This is a genomic window from Streptomyces sp. NBC_00091 (assembly GCF_026343185.1).
Taxonomy (GTDB): Bacteria; Actinomycetota; Actinomycetes; order Streptomycetales; family Streptomycetaceae; genus Streptomyces.
Window position 1 is genome coordinate 2,456,450 of sequence record NZ_JAPEMA010000001.1, and the last position, 17,021, is coordinate 2,473,470.

The window sequence follows — 17,021 nt, forward strand, 5'->3', positions numbered from 1 at the left end:
CCCTCTGCCCTGCGGCGGCTTTGCTCACTCCCCCACTGTGACACCCGCCACTGACATCGCAATGCCGGTGGGCCATGTGCCGGAATGCTTGCGCCGCACCATAGTTGGGGCGGGGGCGGACGTCAGGCAGACCGGGTGACGATCACCCGATGGAATGGCTTTGGCTAAAGGTGGATGCGTTCGAACGCGGCTGGATGCAGTCGCACGCGACGGGCGCGGACGCACGCGCGGGCCCGGTGCACGCCTTCCGCGCACCGGGCCCGCCTCGCCACAACCCTGCCGGTCAGCGGCCTTCGGCCGCCTTGGCCGCAATGTCCGTGCGGTACTGCGAGCCGTCGAGCTTGATCCGCCCGGCCGCCTTATACGCCTTCGCCCGCGCCTGTGCCAGATCGGAACCGGTCGCCGTCACCGAGAGCACCCGCCCGCCCGCGCTGACGACCGCGTCGCCCTCGCGCCGGGTCCCGGCGTGCAGCACGTACGCGTCGGGCGCGTCCTGGGCCGCCACCTCGTCCAGGCCCTCGATCGGGTCGCCGGTGCGCGGGGTGTCGGGGTAGTTGTGGGAGGCGATGACCACCGTGACGGCCGCCTCGTCGCTCCAGTTGAGCGGCGGTTCGGCGGCCAGGGTGCCGTTGGCGGCGTTGAGGAACACGCTCGCGATCGGGGTGCGCAGCCGGGCCAGGACCACCTGGGTCTCGGGGTCGCCGAAGCGGGCGTTGAACTCGATGACCCGGGTGCCGCGGCTGGTGATGGCCAGGCCCGCGTAGAGCAGCCCGGAGAAGGGGGTGCCGCGGTGGCGGAGCTCGTCGACGGTCGGCTGGAGGACCAGCTCCATGACCTCGTCGACCAGCTTCGGGTCGGCCCACGGGAGCGGGGAGTACGCGCCCATGCCGCCGGTGTTGGGGCCCTGGTCCCCGTCGAGCGCGCGCTTGAAGTCCTGCGCGGGCTGGAGGGGCAGCACGGTGACGCCGTCGGTGATGGCGAAGAGGGAGACCTCGGGGCCGTCGAGGTACTCCTCGATGACGACCCGCTCGCAGGCCAGCGCGTGGGCGCGGGCGGCGGCCCGGTCCTCGGTGACCACGACGCCCTTGCCGGCCGCGAGGCCGTCGTCCTTGACGACGTAGGGGGCGCCGAAGGCGTCGAGGGCCGCGTCGACCTCCTCGGCGGTGGTGCAGACGTAGCTGCGCGCGGTCGGGACCCCGGCCGCGGCCATCACGTCCTTGGCGAAGGCCTTGGAGCCCTCCAGCCGGGCCGCCTCGGCGGACGGGCCGAAGACGGGGATGCCGGCCGCGCGGACGGCGTCGGCGACCCCGGCGACCAGGGGCGCCTCCGGGCCGACGACGACCAGCCCGGCGCCGAGTTCGGTGGCGAGCGCGGCGACCGCCGCGCCGTCGAGGGCGTCGACCGGGCGCAGCTCCGCCACCTCGGCGATGCCGGCGTTGCCGGGGGCGCAGTACAGCGCGGAGACGTCGGGGTCGAGGGACAGAGAGCGGCACAGGGCATGTTCGCGGGCGCCGCCGCCGATGACGAGGACCTTCACGCCGCCCAGGGTAGCCCGGACGGCCTGGCCGGTTTCGTGCGGCCACCCAATCAGCAGGGGCTACTCATTCGTGTATTCCTCCACAACGGTCGCTCCGAGCTCGCGCACGATCAGGTCGTGTCCGGTCAGGGCGCTCTCCACGAGGTCCGGATCGTCCTCCTCCGCGAAGTCGTCCTCGGGGGCGACCGGCGGGGGCGCCTGCCGTACGGGCGGCTGCTGTGCGGGGGCCGACTGCTGGGCCTGCTGCTGCGGCGGCTGGTACGCGGGGGCCGGAGGCTGCTGGGCCTGCTGGGCCGGCGGGGGCGGGCTGTAGGCGGGGGCGGGCGGCGCGGAGTACGAGGAGGACGCGGCCGGAGCCGGTCCGCCGCCGCCGCCGACCACGGCGTCGATCTTCCAGTTGACCTGGAACTGCTCGGCCAGCACCGCCTTGAGGACGTCCTCGCTGCCGCTGCTCGCGAAGTTGTCGCGGGCTCCGGCATTGGGGAAGCCGAGCTGGAGGGTGGTTCCGTCGAAGCCCACGACCTGGGCGTTCTGGCTGAGCAGGATCCAGGTGAAGCGGCGGCGGTTCTTGACGGCCTCCAGGACGCCGGGCCACATCGCCTGGACCTGCCCGGCGCCGGCGGCCATGCCGGGGGAGGGCGCGGCGGGAGCGGCGGAGGCGGCGGGGGCCGCGACCGGGGCGGGAGCGGGAGCCTGGGCCGGGGCGCCGCTGCCGGGCGCGGCGGCACTGGGCCACGCCCCGGCGGCGGGAGCGGCCTGCGCGGCGGGGGCGGCCATGCCGGGGGAGGGCGCGGCGGGAGCGGCGGAGGCGGCGGGGGCCGCGACCGGGGCGGGAGCGGGAGCCTGGGCCGGGGCGCCGCTGCCGGGCGCGGCGGCACTGGGCCACGCCCCGGCGGCGGGAGCGGCCTGCGCGGCGGGGGCGGCGGCTCCCGGCCAGGCTCCGGGCGCGGGCGCACCACCGCCGGGCTGCGCGGCACCGGGCCACGCGCCGGGCGCGGAAGCGGGCGCGGCGGGCGCGGGCGCCTGCACCGGAGCCGGTGCGGGAGCAGGCACGGGCGCGGGAGCAGGCACGGGCGCAGCCACGGGCGCGGGCGCCTGCACCGGCGCGGGGGCTGCCGCCACCACGGCCGGAGCCTCCTCCGGCACGGGACCCCGTACGGCGGCACGCGCGGCCGCGACCCCGCCGCCCGGCCCGGCCGGGGCCATGCCGTGCGCCTCGGGCCCGGGCACGTACCCCAGGGCGGGGGCGGCGGCGGGCGGCGCCACGAAGCCGGTGCCGGCGGGCGGGCCGCTGCGCTCCAGCCGGTCGAGCCGGGCCTGGAAGGACCGCTCGTCGTCGAAGGCGGCCGGCAGCAGCACCCGGGCGCAGATCAGCTCGAGCTGGAGCCGGGGCGAGGTCGCACCGCGCATCTCGGTCAGCCCGGCGTTGACCAGGTCGGCGGCGCGCGACAGCTCGGCGGCGCCGAAGACGGAGGCCTGGGCCTGCATCCGCTCCACGACATCGGCGGGGGCGTCGATGAGCCCCTTCTCCCCGGCGTCGGGCACGGCGGCCAGGATCACCAGGTCGCGCAGCCGCTCCAGCAGGTCGGCCACGAAGCGGCGGGGATCGTTCCCGCCCTCCACCACCCGGTCCACGACCTCGAAGGCGGCGGCGCCGTCCCCGGCCGCGAAAGCGTCCACGACGGAGTCGAGCAGCGAGCCTTCGGTGTAGCCGAGGAGCGAGGTCGCCATGGCATACGTCACACCGTCATCAGCCGCCCCGGCGAGCAGCTGGTCCATGACGGACATGGAGTCACGCACGGAGCCGGCACCGGCGCGCACGACGAGCGGCAGCACGCCGTCCTCGACCTTGGCGCCCTCGCGTCCGCAGACCTCGCCGAGGTAGTCGCGCAGCGTCCCGGGCGGCACGAGCCGGAAGGGGTAGTGGTGCGTCCTGGACCGGATCGTCCCGATGACCTTCTCGGGCTCGGTCGTCGCGAAGATGAACTTGAGGTGCTCCGGCGGCTCCTCGACCACCTTCAGCAGGGCGTTGAAGCCCGCCGAGGTGACCATGTGGGCCTCATCGATGATGTAGATCTTGTAGCGGCTCGAAGCGGGCCCGAAGAACGCCTTTTCGCGCAGGTCACGGGCATCGTCCACACCACCGTGCGAGGCGGCGTCGATCTCGATGACGTCGATCGACCCCGGCCCGTTCCTGGCCAGGTCCTGGCAGGACTGGCACTCCCCGCAGGGGTCGGGCGTGGGGCCCTGCTCGCAGTTCAGGCACCTGGCCAGAATCCGCGCGCTGGTCGTCTTTCCACAGCCTCGCGGCCCGCTGAACAGGTACGCGTGGTTGACCCGGTTGTTCCGCAGGGCCTGCATCAGCGGGGCAGTGACATGCTCCTGCCCGATGACCTCGGCGAACGACTCGGGGCGATAGCGGCGGTACAGCGCAAGGGACGACACGTATACGAGGTTATCCGGGCCCACCGACAACAGCGGCCCGCCGCCGCCCCCGGAACGCAAAGCGCCCCCCACGCACCCGCCAGAGCCCACTTACCCTTGCTGCCTTCCGGCCCTGGGGGAGTTGGGTGAGATAGCGCCACGTGAGGGGCTGGCCCCACCCTAGCCGATACAGGCCCCGGGAATCGACCCGGTCCGGATCCGCCCGCCGATCGGATCCGCGTCCGGACCCGATCGGGACCCGCTCCGGACCACCCATCCGGATCGTGTTCGCGAGCACCCCTCAACGTCTTGTATTGTTTGCGGCGGAGGATTCGCCTAGTGGCCTAGGGCGCACGCTTGGAAAGCGTGTTGGGGGCAACCCCTCACGAGTTCGAATCTCGTATCCTCCGCCAGTGCCTCACCGGGCACTTGAAGGCCCCGACCGGGAAACCGGCCGGGGCCTTCTGCGTTCCGTGGTCTCAGTTCCAGTCTCAGTTGCATGCCGCACAACCGGACGATCCGCCACGTTTCGGCCTCGACGTCCTATCCCCCGTGTTCCCAAGGGTTCAGCAGAAGTGCGCCCGATCGCGCCAGATGCTTGCTGTTGCGGCTCACCAGCGTCCAGTCGTTCGCCAGCGCGGTGGCGGCGATGAGCGCATCGGGGGGATCGATGCTGGTCCCGGCACTCTTGAGCCTCCGGTGAAGAGCGAGGTAGGCGAGTGCCTCCCGCTCTCCGACGGTGGCGATCCGGTCGCGGTACTGATCACGGATGTCCGCGAGCGCCCGCTCGAAAGCGGTACGCCGCACCAGATCCGGCGTCCCCTGGACGCCCACCTCGATCTCCGCGATCGTGATGACGCTCAGGTAGAGGGCAGGAGCTGGAACCGAGCGCGCCCAGGCGACGACGGCCGGGGCAGGCTTCGGCCGGGTGGTGATCTCAGCGACCACATTGGTGTCGAGCAGATAGATCACTCGCCGTCCGCCGCGTCGCCGTAGGACCGCTGCCCGAACTCCAGCCCCTCGAACGGGGCCGCCGTAAGCCGTTCGAGAAACCCGTCGCTGCCCAGGGTCGCCCAGCGGTGAAGCATGCCAGGCAGGGCATCGATGTCGGTGTCGGCGAGCTCGGCATCGAAGTGCCCGAGTTGCTGCTCGGGCAGAGACTCCCGGATCTCCCGGATCGTCCGGAGCGGATGAGGATCCTCAGGTCTGCGCGGCGGGAGCGGCAGATTCGGGGCAGTGCTCATGATCGGCTCCTCCACGCTGTGGTCCACGGGCCCATGCCTGAAGACCACCCTAGGCCGGACAACCCTGGAGAAGGCCGAGAACGACCCGAATCCGAGCTTTGACGGAGCGCATCCGCCGAATCGCCCGTCGGCGATGTCCGGCAGCCGCGGTCCGCCTGCGACAGCGCCTGCCCTGTCACCACCGACGACAAGGCACACACGATGAACCCAGGAGCCAGTCGCGCCACGCAGTACGAGCCGTGACGCCTGTCGCCGTGTTCGCCGCAGCACAGGCAGTAGCCAGACTGCGCCCGCAGCGGCGGACACAGCCGTGCGCGTGGCGGGGCCGGCTCCGTCGACCGTCAGGCCTTTTAGCGCAAGGTCGACATGGTCAGCTGAGACCGAGGACCTCACTCTGCCGCAGGCCGAGCGGCACCTGTCGAGTGCCGCCACGCATGCCCCTTACTACCACCCCCCATTATTTCCTTGGGCCTGACCTAGTGGCGCGAGAGGAAAAACATGCGCGATGTCTTCACTCTCATCAGTGAACGAGTTCAGCGTGACTGCGGCGGGGAACCGATCTGCACACATGTCGGCGATGTTCAAGTGTGCGCGATCAAGAGCCATCCCACCTATCAGGCGTTGCGCGCGAAAGTTCAACTTGGCCGAACGAAGTCCGCAGCAAGCTTGCGCCTCTGGGAATCGGTGGACACTTTGGCGAGGGAAAGCGATCAACGGGAGGGGGAGAAATGACTGATGGTCCTACTGGATCTACTGACTCCATATTTTGGGGGATGGCCGAAAGAGCTGGCACGAAAATGGCATTACGAGGTTTCTGACATCAGGTCTGCGATGATAGAAGGAGCCCTGGAGGCATGGCTTTCCGTGGCAGGTGACATGCCATCCAAGAAACTCCTGGCGACCATGATGACTCGCGCGTTCACCGGCGCTCGCGGCCTGCTGGAGGCCGGAAGCTCCGAAACGTGTACGGCAAGCGCCGAGTCTCTGATTGGCGATGCTGTCCGTGATGAGGATTCCACACTGCGCGCATCCTCAATCATTGACGCCAGCACAGTGCAGGATCCGGATGCCGACGAGAGAATTCGCGGCGAGTGCACGGGGGCCCTACTGCAACGAATGGGAGCCATGAGCCACGTCAAGATTCTCCATGCCAAACTTCGCAGCGGTTGCCGTGATGAGGCAGAAGCTCCCGCCGTTACTCCCGCCCAGATGGGACGATCATGGGTAGACGGGAAGAATCTTTACTATCGATTTTCCGATCTCTTGCCGCAACACATCAGTTTCAGCGTGGCGGCCAATATTGTCGGCCTTTCGGAATCGCAAGCATCGAAGATGGCCGGGAAGGGCTCCCTCCCCTTCAGGGTTCTCTGGATTGGTAACAGCCGAGTAGTGTCGGTCAAGTCACTTATGCGCATCTTGGGAATCCAGGACTCCATCGTACATCCCGACGATGTGGAGAATGGAGCTTCGCATGTCGGCGGAGAATAGAAAATCGATGAGCGTCTCGATGGTTTCCGCCTGGCACGCGTAGTCGCGCCAATCGGGAGGACGCCTCCTCCCCGGACCTCGCTCGGTGGAGGACCTGTCACTCTGCCGAACCCGCCCGCCGTCAGGGTGGGCAGGGCGCGGCCGCGGCTCGACGTCATCCGTGGGCGGGGGTCTTTCGCCCTGCGAGACGTCCATACCCACCGAATGGGCCATCCTTGAGCCCAGTGCCGGAATGGCCGAGGTCCGGCCACGGTCCGTTTCCTGGCCGGAGGAGCTCTTCGCGTTCCCTGGTTGCAGTTTTGGTTGCAGTTCCGCTCTACGGGCCCGCCGGCCCGAGCCTGGCGGAGCCGGGCTCGGAGTCCCGATCCCGGCTCCGCCGGTTGATCTACCGCTGTCCCACGGCGAAGGCCTCTACGGTGCTCAGGGCGTTGTGGGGGAAGCCGCTTGCGCCGCCGAGAGCGTAGACGCAGGTTCCGTTCAGCCCTCGGTTGTCCTTGGGGCAGGGAGCGCTCGCACCCGCCAGCTCGAACCGGGCGGTGGGCAGGGAAGGCAGCGTCTGCCACGTGTTCGTGGCCGGACTGTAGGCCTCCACCGAGTTCAGGACCGCGTCGGTGAAGTTGAAGCCGCCGACGGCGTACAGGCAGATTCCCTTCAGCCCTTCGACGCTCTCGGGGCAGGGAGCACTCGCCCCCGCGTGGGCGACGCGGGGGGTGCCCAGAGAGGGCAGCGTCCGCCACGTGTTCGTCGCCGGACTGTAGGCCTCCACCGAGTTCAGAACCTCCTCGGTGTTGATGTTGAAGCCGCCCGTGGCGTACACGCAGGTGCCCTTGAGTCCTTCCACGCCCCTGGGACAAGGAGCGGTCGCCGCGGCTGGGGCGTCGCGGGGGGTGCTCAGAGATGGCAGCGTCTGCCACGTGTTCGTGGCCGGACTGTACGCCGTCACGGTGTCCGCGAAGCCGCCGCCCACCGCGTACACGCAGATTCCCCTCAGCCCTTCGACGCCCTCGGGGCAGGGCGCGGTCGCCGCCGCCGCGAAGCTGCGGGCGGTGGGCAGGGCCGGCAGCGCCTTCCACTTGTTCGTGGCCGGGCTGTAGGCCTCGACCGTGCTCACGTCATCGGCGCCGATCCGGCCGCCGATGGCGTACACGCAGATCCCCTTGAGCCCTTCGACGTTCCTGGGGCAGGGCGCGGTCGCCGCCGTGGGGGCGTAGCGGGCGGTGGGCAGACCGGGGAGCTCCTTCCATGTCTTCGTGGAGGGGCTGTAAGCCTCCACCACGCTCTGTGCTTCGGAGCCGATCCGGCCGCCGATGGCGTATACGCAGGTTCCCCTGAGCCCTTCGATCCCTTCGATCCCTTCAGGGCATGGCGCGGTCGCTCCGGCAGGACCGTAGCGGGCGGTGGGCAGATCGGGCAGCGTCAGCCAGGCGCCCTGGGCGTGCGCGGCGGTGGCCGTCAGAGCCAGCACGGGCGCCAGCGCAACGGCCGCGAGCCACCGTGACCGCCGACGCGGCAGCGGTCGGTCGGCCGGCGTGGATGCCGGTGCGGGCGCCGGAATCCGGCTGGCTCGGCGGTGCGGGGACAAGATCCCGAGGATTGCTCTCGGCAGGCCTGACTGGTGACTTCGCATCGAATGCCTCTTTCCTGGCACGCCGCAGCAACGCGTTGTGACTGACTGGCCACTCTGCGCCTATTCGTACAGGACTACGCGCGAGGCCTGTCACCTCAGCGCCGCCGAATGGCCGACCGTTCGCCGGCGCCGAGTCTCGGGCGCACCGCTCGGCCGGGATGGGGCTGTGTCTCGCAGCCCTGGCAACGGGTGAACCATGCGAGATCGGCTGATCTTCGGCTGGGTCCCGGTCGACGACCGGGCCCGGCAGGTCCAGGAGGCCCTCACCAAACAGGGCAAGCACCGCAGCGCCGGTGCGGTGGATCTCGTTGTCGCCGCGACTGCCGAGTTGCAGGGGCTCACCCTCCTGCACCGCGACCACGACTTCGAGTGCATCGCCGCGGTGACCGGCCAACCCATCCAGTGGTACGGCCCGGAGGGCCGTAAGTAGTCGCGTCGAAGAGCCCCGCTGCTTGCAGCGGGGCTCTTCGCGTTCCCTGGCAGTTCTTCAGAGGCCGCCGATGAGGGCCGATGAGGCGTGGATCACATTCCGGGGGCGGACCTCACAATCCGGGGTCCTGCATCGCTCGTAGTGCGCAATGCCCGCGAGTCCGTCCACGTCGACCGAACGCTGAGGAATCAACATGATGCGAAGACTGGCTTCGTTGCCCGGTGGAAGAGTGGGGAAATGGGTCGTCCTCGCCCTCTGGGCGACGCTGCTGATCCCGGTCCTGATGCTGGCCGGCCAGCTCGGCGACGTCGAGGAGAACGACAGTTCGGCCTGGCTGCCCGGTAACGCGGAGTCGACCAGGGTCGTCGCCCAGGCCGAGAACTTCCAGCGTGCCGATACCGTGCCCGCGATCGTGATCTACGACCGACCCGAGGGCATCACTGCTGCCGACATGGCCGAGGCCCAAGCCGACACCGAAGCCTTCAAGGGCCTGGAAAACGTCGTGGGGCAGCCGCAGGGGCCGTTGAAGGCCGAGGACGGCAAGGCCATCCAGACCGTGGTCCAGATCCGCAAGGACAAGACGGGCTGGGAAGGGATCGGCAAGACCGTCGACGCGATGACCGAGGTCGGCGAGGAGAACGCCAACGGCCTCGGCTTCCACGTCACCGGACCGGCCGGTCACGCGTCCGACTCGATCAAGGCGTTCAGCGGAGGGGGCGCCCTCACGACGATCACCGCACTGGTGGTCGTCGTGATGCTGCTGCTCACCTACCGCAGTCCGTTGCTGCCCCTGCTGCCACTGCTGACCGTGGGCGTCGCCCTGGTCACGTCGGAGGCGGTGATCTACCTGTTGGCGAAGAACGCCGGACTCGTCGTCAACAAGCAGACCAGTTTCATCCTGACCGTGCTGGTCTTCGGCGCCGCCACCGACTACGCGCTCCTGCTCATCTCGCGGTACCGGGAAGAGCTGCTGCGGCACGAGGACCGGCACGAGGCGATGGCGGAGGCCCTGTACCGCTCCAGTCCCGCGATCATCGCCAGCGCCGCGACCGTCGCGGTCAGCCTGATGCTGCTGATGCTGGCCACGCTCAGCTCCACCCAGGGGCTCGGGCCGGCCTGTGCCGTCGGCATCCTCGTCGGGCTGCTCGCCATGGTCACGCTGATGCCGGCCCTGCTGGTCGTCTGCGGCCGCTGGATCTTCTGGCCGGTGCAGCCGTCGTACGGATCGGCCGAGGCGGCCAAGGGAGGCATCTGGAACCGGGTCGGCACCGCGGTCGCCCGCCGGCCGCGGATCGTGTGGATCGGCACCACGCTCGTCCTCGGCATCATGGCGATCGGGGTACTTGGGCTCAAGGCCGACGGACTGTCCAACAAGGACCAGTTCACCGGCACACCGCAGATGGCCGTCGGCGAGAAGATCCAGTCCGAGCACTTCCCGGCCGGGTCGGGCGACCCCGTCTTCGTCGTGGCCAAGGCCGCCGCGGCTGAGCAGGTGAGGACCGCGCTGGCCGGCGTACCGGGAGTCGTCGGCGTCGGGGCGCCGGTGGTCAAGGACGGCGAGGCCATCATGCTCGCGGAGCTCGAGGACGACCCCAGCAGCAAGGCCGCCATACGGACCGTCGAGCAGGCCAGGATCGCGGTCCACGAGATCGAGGGTGCGGACGCCCAGGTCGGCGGCAGCACGGCGATCATGCTCGACACCCAGGACGCGGCCGCCCGCGACTCCAAGGTGATCATCCCCATCGTGCTGGTGGTGGTGCTCCTCATCCTCGCGTTGCTGCTACGGGCGATCGTCGCGCCGCTGTTGCTCATGGCGACGGTGGTGCTGTCGTTCGGAGCGGCCCTCGGCGTGAGCAGTCTGGTGTTCAACCACGTGTTCCACTTCGCCGGCGCGGAAGCCTCCTTCCCGCTCCTGACGTTCGTGTTCCTGGTCGCCCTGGGCATCGACTACAACATCTTCCTGGTCACCCGGGTACGCGAAGTGGCGCTGCTGCACGGCACCCGGCGGGGCGCGCTGACGGGTCTGTCCACCACCGGGGGTGTGATCACCTCAGCGGGTCTGGTGCTGGCCGGCACCTTCGCGGCGATGGCCTCGCTGCCGCTGGTGTTCGCGGCCGAGCTCGGGTTCGCGGTGGCGTTCGGCGTGCTGCTGGACACCATGATCGTCCGCTCGGTGCTGGTCACCGCGCTGACCCTGGACGTGGGGCGGTGGATGTGGTGGCCCAGCAGACTGTTCGGGCATCACGACGCCCCCCAGCCGCCGGTGGCCGAGCCCGACCTCGAACCGGCTCTCAGGGGCGTGTGACGACCTCAGGGCGGGATGTCGAAGAGCCCCGCTGCTCGCAGCGGGGCTCTTCGTTTCTCCCGTCGGGCCAGGCCGGCGGGAGCGGGACGTCCCAGCGCTGCCAGGCGGCTCCACCCGTGGGTGGGAACCTTTACCGCGCTCAGCGCTCGCGCTGGCGGAGGGATTCCTGGGATGCGACGTACTTCAGCATCAGGCGGGCGAAGTCGAGGCGTTCGCGCTCGCTCCAGTCGGCGGTGATGTACTCGAAGGCCGAGCGCTGGTGCTTGCGGAAGCGGTCCATCAGCTCCTGGCCGCCGGGGCTGAGGTGCAGGATCGTGCGGCGGCCGTCCTGCTGGGAGGCCGCGCGGACCAGGTAGCCGGCGGAGATGCAGTCGGACACCATGCGGCTGGCCACCGAGGGGTCGACGCCCAGGTGGTCGCCCACCGCACCGACGGTGACCTCGCGGGCCCCGCCCTGCGCGATCTCCAGGACGACATTGAGGACCAGGGTTCGGCTGAGGTCCTTCTGGGAGATCGGGTTCTCGACCTCCAGGAGCGAGGAGCGCCGCAGTTTCCCGAAGGCCGGACCGACGGCGTCCAGCAGCTCGTCGTCCGCCGCCGACCCGTGTGCCGCCGCCTCGCCTGCCGCCGCCTCGTGCTTCGTCATGGCCCCCATCGTACATACGTGACCCTTTGAAGGCATGTGTTGACATGAAAACGTGTGCATGCCAGCATGCATATGTACGCAGCCAACGAATGGAGCACTTCATGACCACCCTCATCACCGGCGCCCGCGGCAAGGTCGGCCAGGCCGTCATCGCCCGCCTGCACTCCGCCGGTCTCCCCGTCCGCGCCGCCAGCGCCGACCCCGCCGCGCTCGCCGTCCCGGCCGGCGTCGAGTCCTGCGAGCTGGTCCTCGACCGGCCCGAGACCTTCGCCGCCGCGCTGCGCGGCGTCCGCCGGGTCTTCCTCTACCCCCAGCCCGCCGGCATCCACGAGCTGGTCGCGGCCGCCGAGGCCGCCGGCGTCGAGCACGTCGTCCTGCTGTCCTCGTCCTCGGTCCTCGGCCCGGACGCCGAGAACGACCCGCTCGCGAGCCACAGCCTGAAGGTCGAGCGCGCCCTCGCCGCCTCCACCCTCACCTGCACCTTCCTGCGCCCCGACGCCTTCGCCAGCAACTCCCTCGGCTGGGCCTGGCCCATCGGCCGGTCGATGCCGGTCCAGCTCGCCTACCCGGACGCGCACATCGCGCCCATCCACCCCGAGGACATCGCCGACATCGCCTTCGAGGCGCTCACCGGCGACTCCCTCACCGGCCGCCACATCACCCTGACCGGCGCCGAGTCGCTCACCTTCCGCCGCCAGCTCCAGGTCCTCGCCGACGCCATCGGCCGCGAGGTCCCCGTCGAGCACGTGACCCGCGCCGAGGCCGAGCAGCAGATGGGCGCCCACATGCCCGCCCACATGGTCGCCTCGCTCCTCGACCTGTGGGAGGCCGCGAACCACGGCCCGGCCCCCATCGCCGACACCACCGAAACCCTCCTCGGCCGCCCCGCGCGCACCTACCGCCAGTGGGCCCACGAGAACTCCGCCGCCTTCACAGGCCACTGACCCCAAGGGATCCCATGTCCAGGGCCTCAACCCCTGCCCCTGCCCCTGCCCCTCCCCACCCCACGCCCGCCACCACCGACCGCCGCCGCTGGGCCGTCCTCGCCGTCGTCCTCTTCGCCGCGGTCCTCGACCTCCTCGACGCGACGATCACCAACATCGCCGCCCCCGCCATCGCCGCCGACCTGGGCGGCGGGGAGGCCCTCGTCCAGTGGCTCGGCGCCGCCTACGCCCTGTCCATGGGCGTCCTGCTGGTGGTCGGCGGCCGGCTCGGCGACAAGTACGGACGCCGCCGGCTCTTCCTGACCGGCCTCACCGGCTTCACCCTCGCCTCCGTCGCCTGCGGCCTGGCCACCGGCCCCGCCTCCCTCATCGGATTCCGGCTCCTCCAGGGGGCCTTCGGCGCCCTGGTGATCCCGCAGGGCTTCGGCATCCTCGGCGCCGTCTTCCCCCGCGAGGAGATCGGCAAGGCCTTCAGGGTCTTCGCCCCCTGCCTCGGCCTGGCGACGATCAGCGGCCCGGTCCTCGCCGGGGCCCTGATCGACCACTTCGGCTGGCGCTCGATGTTCCTGATCAACATCGCCCTCGGCGGCCTCGCGATCCTCCTCGCCCTGCGCCTGCTGCCCCGCGACACCGGCGACCGCACGGTCACCGTCGACGGACCCGGCTCCGCGCTGCTCGCCGCCACGATGCTGGGACTGATCTACGGGCTGATCGACGGCTCCGCCCACGGCTGGACGACCGTCCCCCTGCTCTGCCTCGCCGCCGGAGTCGCCTTCTTCGCCCTCTTCTGCCTGCGCCAGCGCAGCGCCGCCGCCCCGCTCGTCGAACCGTCGCTGCTGCGCTCCCGCGCCTTCACCTCCGGCCTGCTCCTCGGCCTCGTCTTCTACGCGGCGGTCGCCGGCCTCCTCTTCGTCCTGTCCCTCTTCCTCCAGGACGGGCTGCACCGCACCCCGACCGGGGCCTCCCTCGGTCTCGCCCCGATCGCCGGCGGCATCATCGTCGCCTCGATCGCCGCGCACCGCTTCAGGCAACGCCTCGGCCGCGCCCTCGTCCTGGTCGGCCTGCTGCTCACCCTGGCCGGCACCCTGGCGCTGATCGCGCTGGTCCTCGCCACCGCCCCGACCGGGTGGACGCTCGCCCTCCCGGTCTTCGTCACCGGCCTCGGCCTCGGCACCTGCTTCGGCACCGTCTACGAGGTCACGCTCGGCGGCATCGGCCCGAAGGAGTCCGGCAGCGCGAGCGGTTCGCTGTCCGCCGTGACCCAGCTCGCCAACAGCATCGGCGCCGCCGCCGTCACCACGGTGTACTTCCACACCTCCGGCGGCAGCGCTGCCGCCGCCGTCCACAGCCTGGCCGTCGTCGCGGCGGCCGTCCTCGCCTGCTGCGGCCTGGTCCGGCTGCTGCCCCCGGGGCCTCTCACCCGGCACCACTGACGACGCACGAGCGGGGCGGCCCGGCAGCAGCCGGGCCGCCCCGCTCGGGGCTTCCTCAGAACACCTCAGAACAGGTCGGTGATGAACTGGTAGCTCGTGGGGTCACCGGGCATCTGCCAGTGGACGCCCTGGAGGAAGAAGCAGGCCACCAGGTTGCTGACCACGAAGAAGGCCAGGACGCCCAGGGTGATTCCGGCGGCGCGGCGCAGCGCGGGCGAGCCCTGGGCGGCGTCCAGGGGCTGTGCCTCGCGGGCCAGGACCAGATTGACGGCGGCGGCGAGGACGCCGACCAGGAAGGTGATCGCGGCCCAGGTGTAGAGGTGCAGGCCGAAGAGGGCGCCGGCGTAGCCGGGGTCCGGGGGCACGATGTGCATCAGCACCTGCGAGCCGGAGACGGTGCTGCCGACCAGGGCGGAGACGATGGCGACGCCCCAGCCGGAGGCGAACTCGCCCGTACTCACCGGTCCCTTGCGCGACCGGGCGATGATCATGGCGGGGCCGAGGGCGCTGAGCAGCATGAACATCCGCTGGAGCAGGCACATGGGGCAGGGGTACTCCCACAGCCCGAACTGGAAGACGTACGCGCCGCCGATGGTGGCGCACATGCCCAGCACGTAGGCGTGGGCGAACCAGAGGCCGAGCCGGTTGGAGAGCCGGGCGGATCCGCCGACGCCGACGGCGGGGGCGGGGGCGGCGGCGGGGGCGGGGGAAGAGGCGGTAAGGGTGGTGGCGGTGTTCATTTCGGGCTCCTCCTCAGAAGCTCAGGCCGAAGGCGCGGTCGAGGTGGGGAAGGAACGCGAGCGTGGTGAGGACCAGCGTTCCCGCCCACAGCAACAGCCGTGCCCTGCCCGGCCAGTCGCGCAGTACCGCCCACACACACAGGGAGATCAGGAGGAAGAGGATGGTGTACATGGTGTCCTTGCTTCATCGAAAGGCTCTTGTCTCCACCCTCGGCCGCACCGCCTCCCCCCGGTAGGACCCGCGGATCGATGGACCCATAGGCCGGCCCTATGCCCCCGCCCGGATCCGCGGGCCACCCCCTAAGCTGCGGGCGTGCCGTCCTACTCGATCGCTCAGGCCGCAGGCCTGCTGTGCGTGAGTCCCGAGACCGTCCGCCGCTGGGCCGACTCCGGGCGGCTGCCCTCCCTGCGCGCAGCCGACGGCACCCGGTCCGTCGACGGTGCGGAGCTCGCCGCCTTCGCGCAGGGCCGGGCCGCCGGCCTGCACCCGGTGCCCGACCGGGCCGCCGCCACCTCCGTACGCAATGCCTTCGCCGGCATCGTCACGGCGGTCCGGCTGGACGAGGTGGCGGCCCAGGTGGAGATCCAGTCGGGCCCGCACCGCATCGTCTCGGTGGTGACCCGGGAGTCCGTGGAGCAGCTCGGCATCGCGGTCGGCGTCAGCGTCACCGCCCGCGTGAAGTCGACGGAGGTCCACGTCGACATCGCCTGATCCGAAAAAAGAGACGGCCTAAGAGACGGCCTAGCGGCAGAGCAGCGCCGCGTACAGGTCCAGCTTGTGGTCCAGGCGCGAGAGGTCACGGCCCGTCAGGACCTGTACCCGCTCCATCCGGTAGTGCACGGTGTTCACGTGCAGGTGGAGCGCCTCCGCCGTACGGGCCCACGAGCAGTTGTTGGCCAGGAAGACCTCCAGGGTCTCCCGCAGCATCCCGTCCCCCAGCGCGCCCAGCGTCCGCGCCCCGAAGACCGAGCGGACCTCGCCGGGCACCCCCGACAGCAGCTCCGCCAGGGTGTCCAGCTGCTCGACCGCCCGTACCCGCAGCTCCCCCTCCGCCGCCGTCAGGGCGAAGCGGGCCTGGCTCAGGGAGGCCCGCAGGCCCTCCGGTCCCGCCGCCGGGGCGCCCGCGCCCAGGCGCAGGTCCGCCTCCGGACCCCCGCACGCCTGGAGCAGCGGCCACAGTCCGCGCAGCTCGGCCGCCACGTCCACGTGCCCGCGCGGGTCCTCGTACAGCACGGCCGCCGACTCCCCGGCCGCCCACGGGACCCCTTCGAGGTGCCCCAGGGCCTCCGCCAGCGCCGGCCCCGAGGTGGCCGCCAGCACCCGGTACGGCCCGCCCGGCGGCAGTCCGGCCGCCGCCAGCGCCTCCTCCAGCGCCCCCGGATCGGGCTCCGCCGGCCCCGCCAGCAGCCCGACCAGCGCCTGCCCGGCCGCCCGCGCGGCGGCGGTGGTCCGGCGCTCGCGCCCCTCGCGGTACTGGGCGAGCACCTCGGCGATCTCGTGCAGTACCCGCGGCGGCGCCGCGTCCGCGTCCGGGACGTGCAGCTGCCAGGCGTCGTACGGGGAGCTGTCGGCCTCGACCCGCAGCGACAGCCCGCCCCGCGCGGGGGCCGCCGCCCGCTGGGCGGGTATCGCCGGGGCGGAGGGCGTACGGGCCACCGTGCGCCCGCTCGCGCTCAGCAGGTAGCAGTCCACCTTGCCCAGGTGCGCGCACGCCCGGTCCAGCAGTTCGGCGGGCTCCGCCCCGCCCTCCAGCAGCCGGCTCAGCTCGCCGCGCACGTTCTCGGGGAGCGCGAAGGGCCGGGCCGGGCGGCGGCTGAGGTCCCCCCACTGCCGCAGGTACACCGCCTCGGTGACGGCCCGGAAGCTGGTCCGCCCCGGTACGGCCACGATCGGCACCCGGTGGGCCCGGCAGGCGGCGACCAGCTCCTGGGGCACCCGCCCGTGGGTCTCCTCGCCGGCCAGCAGGGCGGTGGCCCCGGCCCCGGCGAGCGCGGAGACGAAGCGGTCGGCCTTGCCGAGGTCGCCGTCCGCCCACCACACCAGCCCGCTCAGGACGAGTTCGCCGGGGCCCAGGAAGCGGCCCGGGTCCTCCAGGTCGGTGGCGGTGACCCCGCTGATCTCCTGGCCGAGAAGGGCTTCCTCGCCCCAGAGCAGGGTGAGGCCGAGAGTGTCTGACTGGAGCAGATCGCGGACGTGCATGGC

At 71.4% G+C, this 17,021-nt stretch carries 15 protein-coding genes, 1 tRNA gene, 1 other RNA gene and 1 pseudogene; 8 read left to right on the forward strand and 10 right to left on the reverse strand.

Translation table 11 applies throughout. The features are described 5' to 3' along the window. Positions 1-283 precede the first annotated feature (283 nt). From purD to ffs, 3 genes are all read right to left on the reverse strand, one after another. A complete protein-coding gene (gene purD, locus OOK34_RS11180; protein ID WP_267033700.1) occupies positions 284-1,537 on the reverse strand; it encodes a phosphoribosylamine--glycine ligase in 1,254 nt (417 codons plus the stop codon). Positions 1,538-1,597: 60 nt separating this feature from the next. Next, on the reverse strand, positions 1,598-3,982 hold the full coding sequence (locus tag OOK34_RS11185; RefSeq protein ID WP_267033701.1) for a DNA polymerase III subunit gamma and tau: 2,385 nt from the start codon (positions 3,980-3,982) through the stop codon (positions 1,598-1,600). Between the two features lie 54 nt (positions 3,983-4,036). Further along, positions 4,037-4,135: signal recognition particle sRNA small type (ffs, locus tag OOK34_RS11190), an RNA gene on the reverse strand. 151 nt (positions 4,136-4,286) lie between these two features. Here ffs and OOK34_RS11195 point away from each other — a divergent pair. Beyond that, positions 4,287-4,374, forward strand: a tRNA-Ser gene (locus OOK34_RS11195). 130 nt (positions 4,375-4,504) lie between these two features. On the opposite strand, the gene OOK34_RS11200 is transcribed toward OOK34_RS11195, so the two are convergent. Both OOK34_RS11200 and OOK34_RS11205 read right to left on the reverse strand, forming a co-directional pair. Then, positions 4,505-4,933 carry a type II toxin-antitoxin system VapC family toxin gene (locus OOK34_RS11200; RefSeq protein WP_267033702.1) on the reverse strand — a complete coding sequence of 143 codons (429 nt, stop codon included), beginning with the start codon at positions 4,931-4,933 and terminating at the stop codon, positions 4,505-4,507. Further along, positions 4,930-5,205 carry a hypothetical protein gene (locus OOK34_RS11205; protein ID WP_267033703.1) on the reverse strand — a complete coding sequence of 92 codons (276 nt, stop codon included), beginning with the start codon at positions 5,203-5,205 and terminating at the stop codon, positions 4,930-4,932. Before OOK34_RS11205 ends, OOK34_RS11200 begins: the two co-directional genes overlap by 4 nt. Positions 5,206-5,703: 498 nt before the next feature. Here OOK34_RS11205 and OOK34_RS11210 point away from each other — a divergent pair, with 498 nt between their 5' ends. Together OOK34_RS11210 and OOK34_RS11215 are read left to right on the forward strand one after the other, a co-directional pair. Continuing rightward, complete coding sequence (locus OOK34_RS11210) at positions 5,704-5,937, forward strand: hypothetical protein (RefSeq protein WP_267033704.1); 234 nt, start codon at positions 5,704-5,706, stop codon at positions 5,935-5,937. Between the two features lie 3 nt (positions 5,938-5,940). Next, on the forward strand, positions 5,941-6,693 hold the full coding sequence (locus OOK34_RS11215) for a hypothetical protein (protein WP_267033705.1): 753 nt from the start codon (positions 5,941-5,943) through the stop codon (positions 6,691-6,693). Positions 6,694-7,078: 385 nt separating this feature from the next. On the opposite strand, the gene OOK34_RS11220 is transcribed toward OOK34_RS11215, so the two are convergent. After that, a complete protein-coding gene (locus OOK34_RS11220) occupies positions 7,079-8,158 on the reverse strand; it encodes a kelch repeat-containing protein (RefSeq protein WP_267033706.1) in 1,080 nt (359 codons plus the stop codon). A 367-nt stretch (positions 8,159-8,525) separates the two neighbouring features. On the opposite strand from OOK34_RS11220, the pseudogene OOK34_RS11225 reads away from it, so the two are divergent. After that, positions 8,526-8,750, forward strand: a pseudogene (locus OOK34_RS11225) (VapC toxin family PIN domain ribonuclease); the annotation flags it as partial. Positions 8,751-8,943: 193 nt separating this feature from the next. Continuing rightward, positions 8,944-11,055 carry an MMPL family transporter gene (locus tag OOK34_RS11230; protein WP_323183412.1) on the forward strand — a complete coding sequence of 704 codons (2,112 nt, stop codon included), beginning with the start codon at positions 8,944-8,946 and terminating at the stop codon, positions 11,053-11,055. A 139-nt stretch (positions 11,056-11,194) separates the two neighbouring features. Here the strand turns inward: OOK34_RS11230 and OOK34_RS11235 are convergent, their stop codons facing one another. Beyond that, positions 11,195-11,701, reverse strand: coding sequence for a MarR family winged helix-turn-helix transcriptional regulator (locus OOK34_RS11235; RefSeq protein ID WP_267033708.1), 507 nt, complete (start codon positions 11,699-11,701; stop codon positions 11,195-11,197). Positions 11,702-11,802: 101 nt separating this feature from the next. Between OOK34_RS11235 and OOK34_RS11240 the strand changes: the two genes are divergently transcribed. Further along, complete coding sequence (locus tag OOK34_RS11240; RefSeq protein ID WP_267033709.1) at positions 11,803-12,645, forward strand: NAD(P)H-binding protein; 843 nt, start codon at positions 11,803-11,805, stop codon at positions 12,643-12,645. 14 nt (positions 12,646-12,659) lie between these two features. After that, positions 12,660-14,078: an MFS transporter gene (locus OOK34_RS11245; protein ID WP_267033710.1), complete on the forward strand. Its 1,419-nt coding sequence runs from the start codon at positions 12,660-12,662 to the stop codon at positions 14,076-14,078. A 65-nt stretch (positions 14,079-14,143) separates the two neighbouring features. Here the strand turns inward: OOK34_RS11245 and OOK34_RS11250 are convergent, their stop codons facing one another. Beyond that, positions 14,144-14,818 carry a disulfide bond formation protein B gene (locus OOK34_RS11250; protein ID WP_267033711.1) on the reverse strand — a complete coding sequence of 225 codons (675 nt, stop codon included), beginning with the start codon at positions 14,816-14,818 and terminating at the stop codon, positions 14,144-14,146. Positions 14,819-14,831: 13 nt separating this feature from the next. Then, entirely contained in the window at positions 14,832-14,990 is a 159-nt protein-coding gene (locus OOK34_RS11255) for a hypothetical protein (protein ID WP_267033712.1), read from the reverse strand. A gap of 141 nt (positions 14,991-15,131) precedes the next feature. Between OOK34_RS11255 and OOK34_RS11260 the strand changes: the two genes are divergently transcribed. Then, positions 15,132-15,530 carry a molybdopterin-binding protein gene (locus tag OOK34_RS11260; protein ID WP_267033713.1) on the forward strand — a complete coding sequence of 133 codons (399 nt, stop codon included), beginning with the start codon at positions 15,132-15,134 and terminating at the stop codon, positions 15,528-15,530. A gap of 30 nt (positions 15,531-15,560) precedes the next feature. On the opposite strand, the gene OOK34_RS11265 is transcribed toward OOK34_RS11260, so the two are convergent. Further along, entirely contained in the window at positions 15,561-17,018 is a 1,458-nt protein-coding gene (locus tag OOK34_RS11265; RefSeq protein WP_267033714.1) for a helix-turn-helix domain-containing protein, read from the reverse strand. Between the last annotated feature and the right edge of the window lie 3 nt (positions 17,019-17,021).